The sequence below is a fragment of the Planococcus chinensis genome, from assembly GCF_020071995.1.
In the GTDB taxonomy this organism is placed as follows: Bacteria; Bacillota; Bacilli; order Bacillales_A; family Planococcaceae; genus Planococcus; species Planococcus chinensis_A.
Genome location: NZ_JABWTK010000004.1, coordinates 190,815 through 206,905, shown reverse-complemented (window position 1 = coordinate 206,905; position 16,091 = coordinate 190,815). Strand labels below are relative to the sequence as shown.

Annotated in this window: 12 protein-coding genes, 1 other RNA gene and 2 other annotated features; of the genes, 1 reads left to right on the top strand and 12 read right to left on the bottom strand. The window is 50.8% G+C overall.

Going from position 1 to position 16,091, the window contains the following annotated elements:
• Nucleotides 1-5: 5 nt before the first annotated feature.
• The 8 genes from ruvX to cymR form a co-directional block, all read right to left on the bottom strand.
• Nucleotides 6-422, bottom strand: coding sequence for a Holliday junction resolvase RuvX (gene ruvX / locus HU147_RS08605; protein WP_036806384.1), 417 nt, complete (start codon nt 420-422; stop codon nt 6-8).
• A gap of 2 nt (nt 423-424) precedes the next feature.
• Nucleotides 425-691, bottom strand: coding sequence for an IreB family regulatory phosphoprotein (locus HU147_RS08600; protein WP_224075856.1), 267 nt, complete (start codon nt 689-691; stop codon nt 425-427).
• Nucleotides 692-780: 89 nt separating this feature from the next.
• Nucleotides 781-3,405 carry an alanine--tRNA ligase gene (gene alaS / locus HU147_RS08595; RefSeq protein ID WP_224075976.1) on the bottom strand — a complete coding sequence of 875 codons (2,625 nt, stop codon included), beginning with the start codon at nt 3,403-3,405 and terminating at the stop codon, nt 781-783.
• A 59-nt stretch (nt 3,406-3,464) separates the two neighbouring features.
• Nucleotides 3,465-3,675: a binding site (T-box leader), on the bottom strand.
• Nucleotides 3,676-3,897: 222 nt separating this feature from the next.
• Nucleotides 3,898-6,360 (bottom strand): SF1B family DNA helicase RecD2, encoded by a 2,463-nt coding sequence (gene recD2 / locus HU147_RS08590; protein ID WP_224075855.1) that lies wholly within the window; start codon nt 6,358-6,360, stop codon nt 3,898-3,900.
• A 22-nt stretch (nt 6,361-6,382) separates the two neighbouring features.
• A complete protein-coding gene (locus HU147_RS08585; RefSeq protein WP_224075854.1) occupies nt 6,383-7,042 on the bottom strand; it encodes a tetratricopeptide repeat protein in 660 nt (219 codons plus the stop codon).
• A gap of 14 nt (nt 7,043-7,056) precedes the next feature.
• The gene (gene mnmA, locus HU147_RS08580) at nt 7,057-8,175 is read right to left on the bottom strand and encodes a tRNA 2-thiouridine(34) synthase MnmA (RefSeq protein WP_224075853.1); all 1,119 of its coding nucleotides are present in this window, start codon (nt 8,173-8,175) and stop codon (nt 7,057-7,059) included.
• A 15-nt stretch (nt 8,176-8,190) separates the two neighbouring features.
• A complete protein-coding gene (locus tag HU147_RS08575; protein ID WP_224075852.1) occupies nt 8,191-9,324 on the bottom strand; it encodes a cysteine desulfurase family protein in 1,134 nt (377 codons plus the stop codon).
• A 13-nt stretch (nt 9,325-9,337) separates the two neighbouring features.
• Nucleotides 9,338-9,754: a cysteine metabolism transcriptional regulator CymR gene (gene cymR, locus HU147_RS08570; protein ID WP_036806362.1), complete on the bottom strand. Its 417-nt coding sequence runs from the start codon at nt 9,752-9,754 to the stop codon at nt 9,338-9,340.
• Between the two features lie 133 nt (nt 9,755-9,887).
• On the opposite strand from cymR, the gene HU147_RS08565 reads away from it, so the two are divergent.
• Entirely contained in the window at nt 9,888-11,174 is a 1,287-nt protein-coding gene (locus HU147_RS08565) for a replication-associated recombination protein A (protein ID WP_224075851.1), read from the top strand.
• Nucleotides 11,175-11,554: 380 nt separating this feature from the next.
• On the opposite strand, the gene HU147_RS08560 is transcribed toward HU147_RS08565, so the two are convergent.
• The 4 genes from HU147_RS08560 to hisS all read right to left on the bottom strand — a co-directional run bounded on the left by HU147_RS08560 (nt 11,555) and on the right by hisS (nt 15,726).
• Complete coding sequence (locus HU147_RS08560) at nt 11,555-12,319, bottom strand: tRNA threonylcarbamoyladenosine dehydratase (protein ID WP_074510964.1); 765 nt, start codon at nt 12,317-12,319, stop codon at nt 11,555-11,557.
• Nucleotides 12,320-12,422: 103 nt separating this feature from the next.
• Nucleotides 12,423-12,607: non-coding RNA, 6S RNA (gene ssrS / locus HU147_RS08555), on the bottom strand.
• 54 nt (nt 12,608-12,661) lie between these two features.
• Nucleotides 12,662-14,437: an aspartate--tRNA ligase gene (gene aspS / locus HU147_RS08550; RefSeq protein ID WP_224075850.1), complete on the bottom strand. Its 1,776-nt coding sequence runs from the start codon at nt 14,435-14,437 to the stop codon at nt 12,662-12,664.
• 2 nt (nt 14,438-14,439) lie between these two features.
• On the bottom strand, nt 14,440-15,726 hold the full coding sequence (gene hisS / locus HU147_RS08545; RefSeq protein WP_224075849.1) for a histidine--tRNA ligase: 1,287 nt from the start codon (nt 15,724-15,726) through the stop codon (nt 14,440-14,442).
• A gap of 52 nt (nt 15,727-15,778) precedes the next feature.
• Nucleotides 15,779-16,024: a binding site (T-box leader), on the bottom strand.
• Nucleotides 16,025-16,091: the final 67 nt, after the last annotated feature.

Below are 16,091 nucleotides of genomic sequence, written 5' to 3'. Positions count from 1 at the left end.
CCTCATCATTTTTTAAAGTCAAGATAGCCTTGCAAAATCATGACCGCAGCCATCTTGTCAATTACTTTTTTGCGGTTCTTGCGGCTGACATCCGCTGAAATCAGCATTTTTTCTGCTGCCATCGTTGTCAGTCTTTCATCCCAAAGCACCACCGGTATAGCATACGCTTCTTCAAGCAAAGCTGCAAACTTTTCCGATGCTTCTGCACGCGGGCCGATCGAGTTGTTCATGTTTTTTGGATAACCAACCACAACTTGGCTGACTTCGTATTGCTTGATCAGTTCGCCCAGGCGCCCAAATCCGAAATCTTCTGCAGCTTCATTGATCTTAACTGTCTCGATGCCTTGCGCCGTCCAACCGAGTGCGTCGCTGATTGCGACGCCGATTGTTTTTGATCCGACATCCAGTCCCATTATTCTCATGCTTAGTCCTCTTTATTCTTTTTGATATAAAACTTTACAAGCTCTTCCAGAATTTCGTCCCGTTCAAGTTTGCGGATTTTATTTCGAGCATCCTGGTGGCGAGGAATATAAGCCGGATCACCTGATAATAAATATCCGACAATCTGATTATTCGGGTTGTACCCTTTTTCCTCCAATGCAGCATGGACTTGCAGCATTACCTGCTTCACTTCCTGCTCCATTGATTCATCAGACGGGTTGAATTTCATAGTTTGATCAAATGAGCTCACGACAAGCACCTCGCTTTCGGGTCTAGATAGGAGAAGAGCGCTCTCGCTGTCTGAAGTTTATTATAAACGATATCCGGCATTTATTAAACCTATTTGAACAAGTTGTAGACAGATTCCAACGCTGCGCCCAGTTTTTCCGGGTTCTTCGCGCCTGCCATTGCCATATCCGGACGGCCGCCGCCTTTGCCTCCGCACTGTTCCGCTACGTGTTTGACGATTTGACCGGCATGATAGTTCCCGCCTGCCAGATCTTTTGTGACGCCGGCAATCAGCATAACTTTTTCGCCGTCTGTTGCACCGAGTACGATGACCGCTTTTTCGAATTTCTGCTTCAGGTCATCCATGATCTGGCGCAGCTGGTTGTTGTCTTTTGCTTCCACTTTTGTAGACAGAACCGTAATATCGCCAATTTGAAGCGCCGAGTCCAACAATTCCCCGGACTGTGCATTCGAAATTTTCGCCATCAGCGATTCGTTTTCGCGCTGCAAAGCTTTCATGTCCTGCTGGAAGGTCTGCACTTTTTGGACCAAATCTTTAGCAGACGACTTCATCAGCCCTGCCGCTTCTTCAAGCGTGCGTTCGCTGTCTTTGAAGTTCTCGTATGCGCCTTTGCCGGTCACGGCTTCGATGCGGCGAATGCCTGCGCCAATGCCGCTTTCTGAGACGATCTTGAAGACACCGATTTCGGATGTATTGACGACATGGACACCGCCGCAAAGTTCAAGCGAATAGCCGCCGATTTCCACTACGCGGACCACATCGCCGTATTTCTCGCCGAATAAAGCCATTGCGCCCATGTCTTTTGCTTCCTGCAAATTGTGGTAGCCGGTTTTCACATCGATGCCGCTCCACACTTTTTCGTTGACAATTTGTTCAATTTGCTCGAGCTCTTCTTTTGTTACTTGCCCGAAATGAGAGAAGTCAAAACGCAGACGGTCCGGTCCGACATACGATCCTGCCTGATTGACATGCGTGCCCAATGTATCTTTTAATGCCTGATGGAGAAGGTGCGTTGCCGTATGGTTTTTCACCGTATGGCGGCGTTCGCTTGCGTCCACTTGGGCAAAAACAGCGGTTTTCGTCAATTCGCCGGTTTCAACACGGATTGAATGCAGGTTTTGGCCATTTGGCGCTTTTTTCACGTCCAATACAGAAGCCTGCACCAAATCGTTGCTGAGCGTTCCGCGGTCGGCAATCTGTCCGCCGCTTTCTGCATAAAACGGCGTGCGGTCCAAAATGACTTGCACTTCTTCGCCTTCGTGCGCGCTGTCAGCCAGTTCGCCGTCTTTGATGATTGCCAGGACATTAGCTTCTGCAGCAGTCAGGCTATAGCCGATAAATTCGCTTTCGTCTTTGATATTGCCAAGCACTTCGGATTGCGTCTGCATCGAGTTGACGTTTTGGCGCGCTTTTCGTGCACGGTCGCGCTGCGCTTCCATCGCCGATTCAAACCCTGCATGGTCGATTGCCATGCCGCTTTCTTCTGCATACTCTTCCGTCAATTCAACCGGAAAGCCGTAGGTATCGTACAAACGGAATGCGTCTTCGCCCGGGATTTCATTGTGCCCGGCTGCTTTTTGCTGTTCGACGACAGCCGACAGGATTGCGAGTCCGTCGTGAAGCGTTTCGTGGAAACGCTCTTCCTCGAGTTTCATGACGCGGATAATAAAGTCCTGTTTGTCGTTCACTTCCGGATAGAAGTCTTTCATGATGTCGCCGACAACCGGTACAAGTTCATACATGAACGGTTTTTCGATGCCCAATTTTTTCGCAAAACGGACAGCGCGGCGCAATAATCTTCTCAGCACATAGCCGCGGCCTTCATTGGACGGCAATGCGCCGTCTCCGATTGCAAATGCAACGGTGCGGACGTGGTCAGCGATCACTTTGAAAGCCATATCCGCTTCAGCGTCTTCGCCGTATTTTTTGCCGGAGATTTCTTCGGTTTTATTGATGATTGGCATGAACAGATCCGTATCGTAGTTCGTCGGCACGTCCTGCACGACAGAAGCCATGCGCTCAAGCCCCATGCCCGTATCGATGTTCTGTTTCGGAAGCGGTGTATACGTGTGGTCCGGGTTGTGGTTGAACTGGGAGAATACCAAGTTCCACACTTCCAGGTAACGGTCGTTTTCGCCGCCCGGGTACAATTCAGGATCGTTCAAATCATTGCCGTACGTCTCTCCGCGGTCGTAGAAGATCTCGGAGTTCGGTCCGCTCGGGCCTTCGCCGATATCCCAGAAGTTGCCTTCCAGGCGGATGATGCGCTCAGCCGGCACGCCGACTTCGTTCAGCCAGATGCTGTACGCTTCTTCGTCTTCCGGGTGGATCGTGACGGACAATTTCTCCGGCTCGAAGCCCATCCAGCGGTCGTCGGTCAAGAATTCCCAAGCCCAGTGGATCGCTTCTTTTTTGAAGTAATCGCCGATGGAGAAGTTCCCGAGCATTTCAAAGAATGTATGGTGGCGCGCCGTTTTCCCGACATTTTCAATGTCATTCGTGCGGATCGACTTTTGTGCGTTGACGATTCTCGGGTTTTCCGGAATCACGCGTCCGTCAAAATATTTTTTCAGTGTTGCTACACCGCTGTTGATCCACAATAGCGACGGATCTTCAAACGGCACAAGCGGAGCACTCGGCTCCTGGTCATGGCCTTTTTCTTTAAAAAATTCGATGTACAATCTTCTGATGTCTGCAGCTTTCATCGTCTTCATGGTTTTCATCTGTATTCCTCCTTCAACATAATAAAAAGCCCTCATCTCTTGCGCTTTGCGCAAGGGACGAAGGCTTTATTTCGCGGTACCACCCTAATTACACGGACAAAAGGGCTCCGTGTCTCTCATTGTGCCTTAACGCGGCTTCACGGCAGGGATTGGCTGCACTCCGGAGTAGCTTTCTAAAATTGCATGGCGAAGGTTCTTTCAGCCTGGGAACCTCTTTCTAAACAGATGCGAATTTTATACTGTCTCCATCAATGTGTTGGTTATTGATTATAGATTGAATTATATAGAAAAAGGAAGGGCTGTGTCAATAGCGGCGAATTTCGGGAATGCAGCCGGCAGTTTTGAAATACGCTCGGTTAAGGTTAAAATACGCTTCGTTTGGCAGAAATACGCCCAGATAAAGTTAAAATACGCCCAGCAGCAAAAGAAATACGCTTCTGGCTGAAAATTTCCGACAAAAAAGCGCCCGCAATGGACGCTTCTTTACGCTTCAATAAAATCAGTCGGCTTGACGCCTTCCATGCCGATCAGCGGATGGATCAGATGGGCATTTTCAGCAGTCAGGCTTACGGGTCCGCTCGGCTCTTTCTTCTCAACTGAAGGAGCGGGTGTTTGTGCCGCTGTGGCATCAGCTGAAGCTTTCACTGTAGCTTCTTCTGCTTCTTCCGGTTCTGCTGCCGATAACTGCAGACGGCTTTTCAACGTAGTCATGCGCTGCGTATCATCGGTCCGCTCGACGCCGTAGCGGAACACTTGCGGGTCGCCGCACAGGATCAGGAAATCCTTGCTGCGCGTGATGCCGGTGTAAAGGAGATTGCGACGCAGCATTTTCATGTAGCCGCGGACGACCGGCATGATGACCGTCGGGAATTCCGAACCTTGCGATTTGTGGATCGAGCAGCAGTACGCGAGCGTCAGCTGGTTCAAATCCGAGCGCTGATACGTCACTTCGATGCCATCGAACGATGCGACGAGCAGGTCCTGTTTCTCGACCGTTTCTTTTGCTTTCAAGATGGCGATGACTTCACCCATATCGCCATTAAAGACATTGCTTTCGGGCTGGTTGACAAGCTGCAAAATCTTGTCGCCGATGCGATATGTCACATCGCCGAACACCAATTCTTTCCGCTTGCCGTCCGTGTTCGGGTTGACCATTTCCTGGATCATGCGGTTTAAGGCATCGATGCCGGCCGGCCCTTTGTACATCGGTGCGAGCACCTGCACATCGCGAATCGAATGCCCTTTTGCGAGTGCGCTCTTGACCACTTTTTCCACCACTTGCGGAATCTGGTCGGCACCTGCTTTGATGAACGAACGGTCCGCAGTTTTCGCGGTGATGTCCGCCGGCAGCTGGCCGTTTTTCATTTGGTGGGCTAGCTCGATGATCGACGAGCCGGACGTCTGGCGGTAAATGTCGGTCAGTTCGACCGTCGGAATGCGCTTTGATTCCAACAAATCACGCAGCACCTGCCCCGGTCCGACCGGAGGCAATTGGTCCTGGTCGCCCACAAAAATGATCTGGGCGTCTTCTGGAACCGCTTTTAACAATTGATGCGCGAGCCATGTATCGACCATCGACATTTCATCGATGATGATCAGCCGGCCTTCAATGTCTCGCTCGGTTTCTTCTTCTTTTTCCTGGCCGTTAAAGCCGAGCAGACGATGGATCGTCATCGCCGGCAGTTCTGTCGATTCGCTGAGCCTTTTGGCTGCACGCCCGGTCGGAGCCGCCAGGATGATCGGGAACGGCTCTTTTTTCTTGGCATAGTCTTTCGGGTCAAGCGATAGGCCGTGGAGTTCCGCATATACTTCAACCAGTCCACGGACGACGGTCGTCTTGCCGGTACCCGGTCCGCCTGTCAGAATCATGACGGACGAGTTGATGCTTTGTTCAATGGCCTGGACCTGTGTTTCCGCATAATTGACGCCGAGCCGCTCTTCAGCTTCACCGAGCGCTTTCCGCACTTCGGACGCCGGAAAACGGTCGCGGTTGGCCTGAGAAGCGAGCATGGTTTCGATTTTCGTGGCGATGCCCAGTTCCGAATAATACAGCGATGGCAAATAAAGCCGGGTTTCTTCCCCCGCCACTTTTCTTTCTTCATTCAGTTCGATCATCGCTTTTGAAATCATCGGGATTGGAATTTCATCACGCTGGCTCGCTTCCAGCATTTCTTTCACCATCGGAATCATTGTTTTGGCATCCAGATAGACATGCCCTTCAGACAAAGACGCCTGGTTCAATAAATACAGGATCGACGCTTTGATGCGGTCCGGATGGCTGCCGGTAATCCCTAGTTTCCATCCGAGCTCATCGGCACGCTGGAAGCCGATCCCTTCAATTTCTTCAATCAAGCGGTACGGATTTTTCGTCAGCACATCGATCGTTTCTTCGCGGTAGGCCTGATAAATACGCATGCCGACTTGCGGGCCGAAACCCCAGTCGTTCAATTGGATCATAACCCGCTCCAGCCCCAAATTCATTTGCAAGGTTGAACGGATGGTATCTTTCTTGTCGTCCGACAAACGGGGCACGGCATCAAGCGCTTCCGGATCTTCCAGAATTTTTTTGATGGCGTCTTTGCCAAGCTTTTTAACGATCGTCTCTGCCGTCTTCCGGCCGATGCCGTTGAACATATCGCTCGACAGGTAATGGACGATGCCCTGTTCGGTTTCCGGAACTTCTTTCGTGAATGTTTCGACCTGGAACTGCACGCCGTATTTCGGATGATTTTTCACAGCCCCCGTAAAACGGTATTGTTCCTCAAGCGACAGTTTCGGAAAATAGCCCGACACGATAATTTCTTTTTCAGGGTATGAGGTGTTGGTTTCTTGAATTTTCACTTTGGCGATGGAAAACAAGTTTTGGGGATTGTGAAAAATCGAGACGACAGGACGGCCTAATACGAATTGCACTTCTTCTTGGAATAAATCAATTTGTCCGGTCATTGATGCCGTCTCCTTTCACAAATTATTGCAGTTTCGAAGCGATCATATCATACGCATAACGCGCCATTTCATTTCGTTCATCAAGCGTGTACGCCTGTTTCAAGTGAAACATGGCTTCGTTGACGCGGTCCGTTGACACCGCGTACAGAACGCCGAGGTTGTAATGGGCATCCGAATGGTTCGGGTCCTGCTCGAGCACTTGCAGGAAATGCGGTTCCGCCAACTCAAACAGTTCCACCGACGCCAGCGTGATGCCGTAGCTTAAGCGCGCTTGTGCGTCTTCCGGGTCCAATTCGATGGCACGCTGAAGATACGGAAGCGCCAATTTCGGCTGTTCTAGCTTCTCGAAACATTTGCCGATCATGAAATGAGCATCTGCGCCTTCCAGCCCATATTGGACCGCTTTTTCATACAATTTCAATGCTTCCGCGTAGCGTTCAACATTGAAATACAGATTCGCCAGCCCGTAATAAGCGGTAGCGGATGTTTCATCCAGGACGATCGCTTTTTGGAAAAAGCGCTCCGCCCGCTCCACATCGTCCATCGACGTCAGCACATGGCCGAAGTTGATATAGCCGAGCGGGTTGTTTGGTTCTTCTTCGATTGCTTGAGTAAAAGCTTTGATTGCTTCTTCGGTGTTGCCTTCTTGAAGGGCCTGAATGCCGATTTCGTTGTAATTCATACTAGTCTCTCCCATTAACCTACGTATTCTAGACGTGCGCCGTTTTTGAAGACACGGTCGATTGTTCCGCCGCCCAGGCATTCTTCGCCGTCGTAGAAAACGACTGCCTGCCCCGGTGTAATCGCACGGACCGGCTCATCGAATGTCACGATGGCTTCGTCGCCTTTAAATTCTACCGTTACGCCTACATCTGCCTGGCGGTAGCGGAATTTCGCGGTGCATTTCAATATACCTGTCGGCGCTGTATCTGAAGTGAAGCTCAAGTTGACCGCTGACAAGCTGTCAGAGAACAAAGCTTCGTGGTTGATATTTTGGCCGACGTATAAAATGTTTTTGTCGAGGTCTTTGCCGATGACGAACCAGGGGTCCCCTGCTCCGCCGATGCCAAGGCCCTGGCGCTGGCCGATGGTGTAATACATCAAGCCGTCGTGTGAGCCTTTTTTGACGCCGTCAAGCGTTTCCATCGAACCGGGCTGTGCCGGCAGATATTGGCCAAGGAATTCCTTGAAATTGCGTTCGCCGATAAAGCAGATGCCCGTCGAATCTTTTTTCGTCGCTGTAGCAAGTCCCGCTTCAAGCGCGATTTCGCGCACCCGTTTCTTTTCCATATGGCCGATCGGGAACATCACTTTTGACAATTGGTCCTGATTTAATTGATTCAGGAAATAGGTCTGGTCTTTGTTATTGTCTTTGCCGCGCAGCATTTTCGTTTCGCCGTTTTCAGCGTGCGCAACTTGCGCGTAGTGGCCGGTCGCAAGGTAATCCGCACCCAGGCTCAAGGCGTGCTCCAAAAATGCCTTGAATTTGATTTCTTTATTGCACATCACGTCCGGATTCGGCGTACGGCCCGCTTTGTATTCTTCCAGGAAGTACGTAAATACTTTGTCCCAGTACTGTTTTTCAAAATTGACGGCGTAATATGGAATGCCGATCTGGTTGCAGACGCGGATGACGTCTTCGTAATCGTCCGTCGCTGTGCAGACGCCGTTTTCGTCGGTATCGTCCCAGTTTTTCATGAAAATCCCGATGACGTCATAGCCTTGTTCTTTCAATAAATACGCGGCAACTGAAGAGTCGACCCCTCCGGACATGCCGACGACAACACGTGTATCTTGTGGTGCTTTTGCAGTCATTTTCTAATCACCTTTTCATTTTAGCGCGAGGCGCTTACTGATTTGAGCTGTCTTTTGTGCAGCTTCCGTTATTTGTTCTTCGGACAAACCGATGCCGAAACTGAAGCGGATCGAATTCCGCAGTTCTTCCGCCCGCTCGCCGTACATCGCCACAAGGACATGCGACGGGTCGATCGAGCCGGCCGTGCAGGCAGAGCCGCTTGATGCGGAAATGCCGGCTAGGTCCAAGTTGACCAAAAACGATTCAATTTCGATTCCGGGCAGGCTGAGGTTCAGGACATGCGGCATTTGGTTGATGCCGTTTTCCTTGAATTCCACGCCTTCCTCTCGGAGAATGTTCTTGAAAATCTCTTTATAGCCTTGGTAGGCCGCCTGTTTCTGGTCCATCGTTTCCAATGAAATTTCCACCGCTTTGGCAAATGCCATGATGGCCGGTACGTTTTCAGTCCCTGCGCGGCGTTTCCGTTCCTGCTCTCCGCCGTATAGCAGCGGCGCAAGCTGAGTGCCTTTTCGCTGATACAAAAAGCCGATACCTTTCGGGCCGTTCAGCTTATGCGCCGATACGGACAATAAATCCACATGCAGAGCTTCAACATCAATCGGCAATACGCCATACGCCTGCACGGCATCGGTATGGAACACTACATCGGTATCTTTTAGCAGTTCCCCGATTTCCGCGATCGGCTGCACAGTTCCGACTTCATTGTTGCCTAGCATGATGGTCACTAGAATTGTATCGTCCCGCAGCGCATTTTTCACGTCTTCTGCTCGGACGGAGCCGTTTTCGTCCACCGGCAAATACGTTACGTCGTAGCCTTCGCTTTCCAGCTTTTCGCATGCATGCAGCACGGCATGGTGTTCAATGGTAGACGTAATGATGTGTTTGCCCGCCTTTTTGGCAGCCGTTCCGAAAATCGCAAAATTATCGGCTTCTGTCCCGCCGCTGGTAAAGACGATTTCCGGATCGTTGGCGTTGATGCTTCCGGCAAAGATCCGGCGCGCTTCATCCAGCGCTTTGCGCGCAACGCGGCCGGTGCCGTGAATGCTTGAAGGATTGCCGTAGACGGTTCCGAGTGCTTGGGAAAAAACTTCAGCCACTTCCGGATGCATCGGTGAAGTGGCCGCATGGTCTAAATAGATTTGTTTCATTTTGACTGACTCCTTATATATAAAACATGTAGTTTTCGTTATCGTTGTCCTGCGTTTTCATTAAATCTTCAATGCTGGTCGTGTCCAAGACGTTTTTGACCGCGTCCCGGATGCGCACCCATAGCTCGCGCTGCGGCTGGGCTTCGTCTTCGATGCCTTCAACCGGCTGGATCGGCCCTTCCAACACGCGGATGACGTCGCCTGCCGAAATTTCTTTCGGATGGCGGGTCAGCATATAGCCGCCGTACGCCCCGCGCACACTTTTCACAAGGCCGGAATTGCGGAGCGGCCCGACGAGCTGTTCTAAATAAGCTTCGGACAAATCGTATTCCGCTGCAATTTTGCGGAGCGGAATCGGCCCTTCGCCGTATTGTTTGCCGAGCGCAATCATAATTGTTAAGCCGTAGCGGCCTTTTGTTGATATTTTCATCTTTACACCCCTGAATCAGTTTCCAATTATTCTTCAAAATAGTATATCATAACTCAGCAAAATGGACTTGCAATGACTTTTATTTCGTGAAACGCTATACTGATAGAACGAATGTACGGAAGGAGTGCTTAGTTTGCAGAACGAACCTTTAGCTTTCCGTATGCGTCCGCGGACGGTCGACGAAGTGGTCGGCCAGAAACATGTTATCGGACCGCATACGGCGTTGTATAAAATGATCCAGAACGGCCATGTGCCGTCGATGCTGTTGTACGGCGACCCCGGAATCGGCAAAACGTCGATTGCCCACGCCATCGCCGGCACCTCGAAACTGCCGTTCATCGCGTTGAACGCCACAACTTCCGGCAAAAAAGACGTCGAAGAAGTGGTCGCCGAATCGCGCATCACCGGCAAAGTCCTGCTGTTCCTGGACGAAATCCACCGCTTCAATAAACTCCAGCAGGATGCCCTCTTGCCCCATGTCGAAAGCGGCGCAATTGTGCTGATCGGCGCTACGACGGAAAACCCGTTCCACGACGTCAACCCGGCCATCCGCTCCCGCTGCGGCGAAATCAAGCAATTAAAGCGGCTGACGCATGAAGACATCGTCGAGCTCCTGAAAAACGCGTTGAGCGACGAAAAGCGTGGACTCGGTAATTACGAGATCGAAATATCCCCTGCGCAAGTTGAACGCATTGCAGAAGGCACCAACGGCGACGCCCGAAAAGCGCTGACGATGCTTGAATCCATTGTGGTGGCATCAGACGAGCGCGACGGCAAATACATCGTCGAAGACCAGATGGTGGAACAGATGATCAAACGCGTCGGCGTCTTCGGCGACAAAAAAGGCTCGCATTTCTACAATTTGCTGTCGGCGCTGCAAAAATCCGTGCGCGGCAGCGACGTCAATGCGGCGATGTATTATTTGGCGCATCTGCTGGAAAACGGCGATTTGACGGCCGTGACGCGCCGTTTGCTCGTCATGGCCTACGAAGACATCGGCCTCGCCAACCCGCAAGTCGGCGCCCATGTGCTCGCTGCCTGCCAGGCGGCCGACCGCCTCGGCTTGCCGGAAGCCCGCATTCCGCTCGCTCAGGCGGTCGCGGAGATGTGCCTGTCGGAGAAATCCAATTCGGCGTACAAAGCCATTGACGCGGCCATTGCGGCGATCAATAAAGGCGACACCGGCGATATCCCGCCGCACCTGAAAGACACCCATTACGCCGGAAGTGCTGAACTCGGCCACGGCGGCTACAAATATCCGCACGACACGCCGCTCGGCTCATTCGGTGGCTGGGTCGACCAGGATTATTTGCCGAAAGAAGTGAAGTCGGCGGATTACTATCAACCCGTCATTGCCGGCTCCGAAAAGAAATTTGCCGGCATTTACGAGAAATTAAAGTCTTTCCGAAAGAAAAAATAGTACGGCAGCCGTTTCCACTCATGGAAACGGCCTTTTTTATGGCTTTTCGCCCGCGAAAAGCGCCTTTTCTTTTGGCAATCGGCATTTGTGTTCGTTGATTGGAATTTATTTGCGTTCGCGGGAAGTTTATTTGCGTTTAAAATTTTTTATTTGCGTTTAAATAAATTTATTTGCGTTCAAAGCCGGTTTATTTGCGTTCAGCAAAATCCGACTGGCCAAGACCCGGTTTTGATGGCTTTTCGCCCGCGAAAAGCGCCTTCTCTTTTGGCAATCGTCTTTTGTGTGCATTTAGAACGATTTGTGTGCGTTCACAACGATTTCTGTGCGTTCGGCCAATTTCGGCACGCAAAAGCCGGCTCTACCTGCGAGCCGGCTTTTCATTAATTATTTCTGACGCGTTCAATCGGAATCTCGCGGGTGATGTCGTTGACAACCCAGCTTGCGCAGATCAAGCCGACAGTAGACGGCGTGAAGGCGTTGGAGCTCGGCGGCATTTTCGCTTTGCGGATGGCGGCATCCGGCTTTCCGACAGTTCCAACGACGTCTTCCCGGATGACAATCGGGCTTTCATCGGAAAAGACAACCGGAATGCCTTTGCGGATTCCTGCTTCACGCAATTTCTTGCGGATAATTTTCGCAAGCGGATCGGTATGCGTTTTGGAAATATCCGCAATGCGGAAACGCGTCGGATCCGTCTTGTTCGCTGCGCCCATGCTTGAGATGATTTTCACGCCGCGCTTGTAGCATTCCTGCATCAAGTGGACTTTGTAGATCATCGTATCGGATGCGTCGATGACGTAATCCGGGTTGTAGCTGAAGAATTCTTCAAACGTTTCTTCCGTATAAAACATATGTAAAGAAATCACTTCACATTCAGTGTTGATGTCGGCAATGCGCTCCTTCATCACTTCCGCTTTGGATTGGCCGACAGTTGAAAGGTTGGCCACCAGTTGGCGGTTGATGTTGGTGATGTCGACATTGTCTTTATCAACGAGGATAATGCGGCCGACTCCGCTGCGTGCACATGCTTCAGCGGCGAATGAACCCACGCCGCCCACGCCCAGAACAGCGACAGTTGTATTTTTCAGTAATTCGATTCCTTCTTTGCCCACGGCTAATTCGTTTCGTGAAAATTGATGTAACATGATTTTCCTGCCCTTCAAATTGAAAGTTGAGAGATATACTAGGAATTATACACAATTAAAAACCCCCCGACAAATTGCCGGAGGGTGAAAAGTTAAAATAATGGAGAATCCCAATCGTGCCGTCCTTGTGGTGCATATCGTTTTTGAACCCGCTTCTAGCAGGTGGGTGACCTCTCCATCACTTATAACTTCCCCTGAGAGGCATGTTAGCCATGACGAAATTTGGTCTCCCGACGACAAAATGTTGGGTCAAAACTGAATAGCTTAAAACGAACACATCAGGATTCTCTACTACTTGTATGTTAGCACACCTTTTTTAATTGCACAAGAATTTTACTTTAGTTATTTTTCATTATTCTGAATACTGACCGATAAGCTTAATTCTTCAAGCTGCGATTCGGAAACCGGGCTTGGCGCATCCGTCAAAAGATCGCTGGCGCTTGCTGTTTTCGGGAAGGCAATGGTGTCGCGCAAATTGGTGCGTCCTGCAAGGAGCATAACGAGACGGTCGAGGCCGAATGCAATCCCGCCGTGCGGAGGCGTTCCGTACTCGAACGCATCCATCAGGAAACCGAACTGGGCACGGGCTTCTTCGTCCGTAAATCCAAGCATTTGGAACATTTTCTCCTGGATGTCGCGGCGGTAGATGCGCAGCGAGCCTCCGCCAAGCTCATAACCGTTCAGGACAAGGTCATACGCCTGTGCGCGGACTTTCTCCGGCGACGTCGTCAGAATGTCCAGGTCTTCTTCAAACGGCATCGTGAACGGGTGGTGAGCCGCAAAATAGCGCCCTTCTTTTTCGTCGTATTCAAACAACGGCCAGTCCGTAATCCATAAGAATTTGTATTGTGAGTTGTCGATCAGGCCAAGTTCTTTGCCGAACTTCAAACGCAAAGCGCCGAGTGCATCTGCTACGACCGAAGAAGAATCCGCTACGAATAACAGAAGGTCTCCCGCTTCCGCTTCTGCGCGTTCTGTTAACGCAGTGGCTGCATCGCCTTCAAAGAATTTCGCAATCGGGCCTTTCACGCCGTCTTCTTCCACTTTCAGCCACGCCAGGCCTTTTGCACCGTAAACGGAAGCAAATGAACCGAGTGCGTCGATGTCTTTGCGTGAGTAGTTGGCTGCCTGGCCTTTGACATTGATCAATTTGACTTGACCGCCGTTTTCAACCGCTCCGGCGAACACTTTGAACGAAGAATCTTTCACCAAGTCGGACACGTTGACCAGTTCCAGGCCAAACCGGACATCCGGCTTGTCGGAGCCGAAACGGTCCATGGCTTCGGTATAGCTCATGCGCTGGAATTTCGGTTCAATGTCAAGGCCTTTGACGTCGCTCATCATTTGGACCATCAAGCGCTCGTTCATCTCCAGAATTTCTTCCATCGATTTGAAGCTCATTTCCATATCGATCTGTGTGAATTCCGGCTGGCGGTCTGCACGCAAGTCTTCGTCACGGAAGCAGCGGGCAATCTGGTAATATTTATCGAATCCGGAAACCATCAGCATTTGCTTGAACAATTGCGGCGATTGCGGAAGCGCGTAGAATTCGCCTTCGTGTACGCGGCTTGGCACCAAGTAATCGCGTGCGCCTTCCGGAGTGGATTTTGTCAAAATTGGTGTTTCCACTTCCAGGAATCCTTCTTCATCCAGGAAACGGCGGATTGATTTCGTGATGTCCGAACGCATTTTGAACGTTTCGTACATCGCCGGACGGCGCAAATCCAAGTAACGGTATTTCAAGCGCAAGTCTTCATTGACGTCGGTATTGTCTTCAATCGCAAATGGTGGGTTTTTCGCCGCATTGATGATGCTGGCGTTTGTAACCTGTACTTCCACTTTTCCGGTTTTCATAGCCGCATTGATTTGGCCGTCCGCTCTTGCAACGACGAGGCCTTCGATATGCACAACAAATTCGTTGCGCAAAGTTTCTCCGACTTTCGTCGCTTCTTCCGAAATTTCCGGGTTGAACACCACTTGGACGATGCCGCTGCGGTCGCGGACATCGACAAAAATCAATCCGCCCAGGTCACGGCGTTTTTGTACCCACCCCTTTAATGATACGGGTTGTCCGATAATTGCTTCGTTGACTTCTCCACTATAATGCGATCTCGACATGTCTATTCCTCCAATGATTTCTTTTTCGTAATCGTTCCAGCGATCTCTGCAAATGCAACGGTCTGTTGTTCGCCGGTCGCCATTTCTTTTAAAGCAACTTGTCCACTCGCCATTTCCGTCTCGCCCATGACGATGACATAGCTCGCGCCTTTGCGGTCGGCCGATTTCATCTGGGCTTTTAATTTCCGGCCCGTGTAGTCCATATCAGCTGAAATGCCGCTTGAGCGAAGGTCCTTGATGATGCCGAAAGCTTTTTTCTTCGACGCTTCGTCCATGGCAATCACGTATACTTCCAGGTTCTGCGACTGGCCGATTTCCACTTTTTCCATTTCCAGCGCCAGAAGCAGGCGTTCGATGCTCATCGCAAAGCCGATGCCCGGCGATTCCGGTCCGCCGAGGTCTTCCACCAGGCCGTTGTAGCGCCCGCCGCCACAAAGCGTCGTAATGGCGCCGAAGCCTTCCGCATCGCTCATGACTTCAAATGCGGTGTGGTTGTAATAATCCAGGCCGCGCACCAAGTTCGGATCGATGACATACTCAATGCCGAGCTCGTCCAAGTACATTTTCACCTGGTCGAAGTAAGCCTGTGATTCTTCGTTCAAATAATCAGCCAGTGACGGCGCTGTCGCCATCAACGGGTGGTCGCGGTCCACTTTGCAATCAAGAATGCGCAGCGGATTTTTCTCAAGGCGCGTCTGGCAATCGCTGCAGAACTCGTTGATGCGCGGTTCAAAATGTTTTACCAAAGCTTCTCTGTGTGCGATGCGACTTTCTGTATCGCCAAGTGAATTGAGTACGAGGCGCAGCCGCTTCAAACCGACGGAACGGTAAAGCTCCATCGCCAGTGAAATGACTTCTGCGTCAATCGCCGGATCTTTCGAGCCGATCGCTTCCACACCGAATTGCACGAATTGGCGCATGCGGCCTGCCTGCGGGCGTTCGTAACGGAACATCGGTCCGGTATAGAACAATTTCACCGGCTGGTCCGGCAAGCCGAATAATTTATTTTCCACAAATGAACGCACAACGGATGCAGTGCCTTCAGGTCGAAGCGTCAAACTGCGGTCGCCGCGGTCCTGGAATGTGTACATTTCTTTTGTCACGATATCCGTCGTATCGCCGACGCCGCGCTGAAACAATTCCGTGTGTTCGAAAATCGGTGTACGAATTTCTTTGTATTGGTAAAGATTGCACAGTTCAATGATTTTCGCTTCGATTTCCTGCCATTTGGCAGAATGATCCGGCAGCACATCGTACGTGCCGCGCGGTGCTTGAATATTATTGCCCATTTTTTCCACTCCTTCATTTTTCCATACAAAAAAGCCCCCGCCCCTTGCTTACGCAAGGGACGAGAGCTTTTAATATCAGCTTCCGCGGTTCCACCCTAGTTGATGCCAAAAAGACGGCACCCTCTCATTCCGGGTAACGGCCGGTTCCGTTCCTTCCTAATAAGCGCATGCAGCGCCTTTCAGAAAAAAGCCTCTTAAGTGTTTTTCATTACAGATTCCTGCAGGAAAGTTTACAGCCCAGGACTTTCCCTCTCTTTTCAGCCAATCTTGCAATTACTTTCTTCGTCATCAGCAAATGTATATAAGTATAATAATCTTAATCTTAAGGACTGCCCCAAACCTTGTCAACCTTTTTTGACAAATGG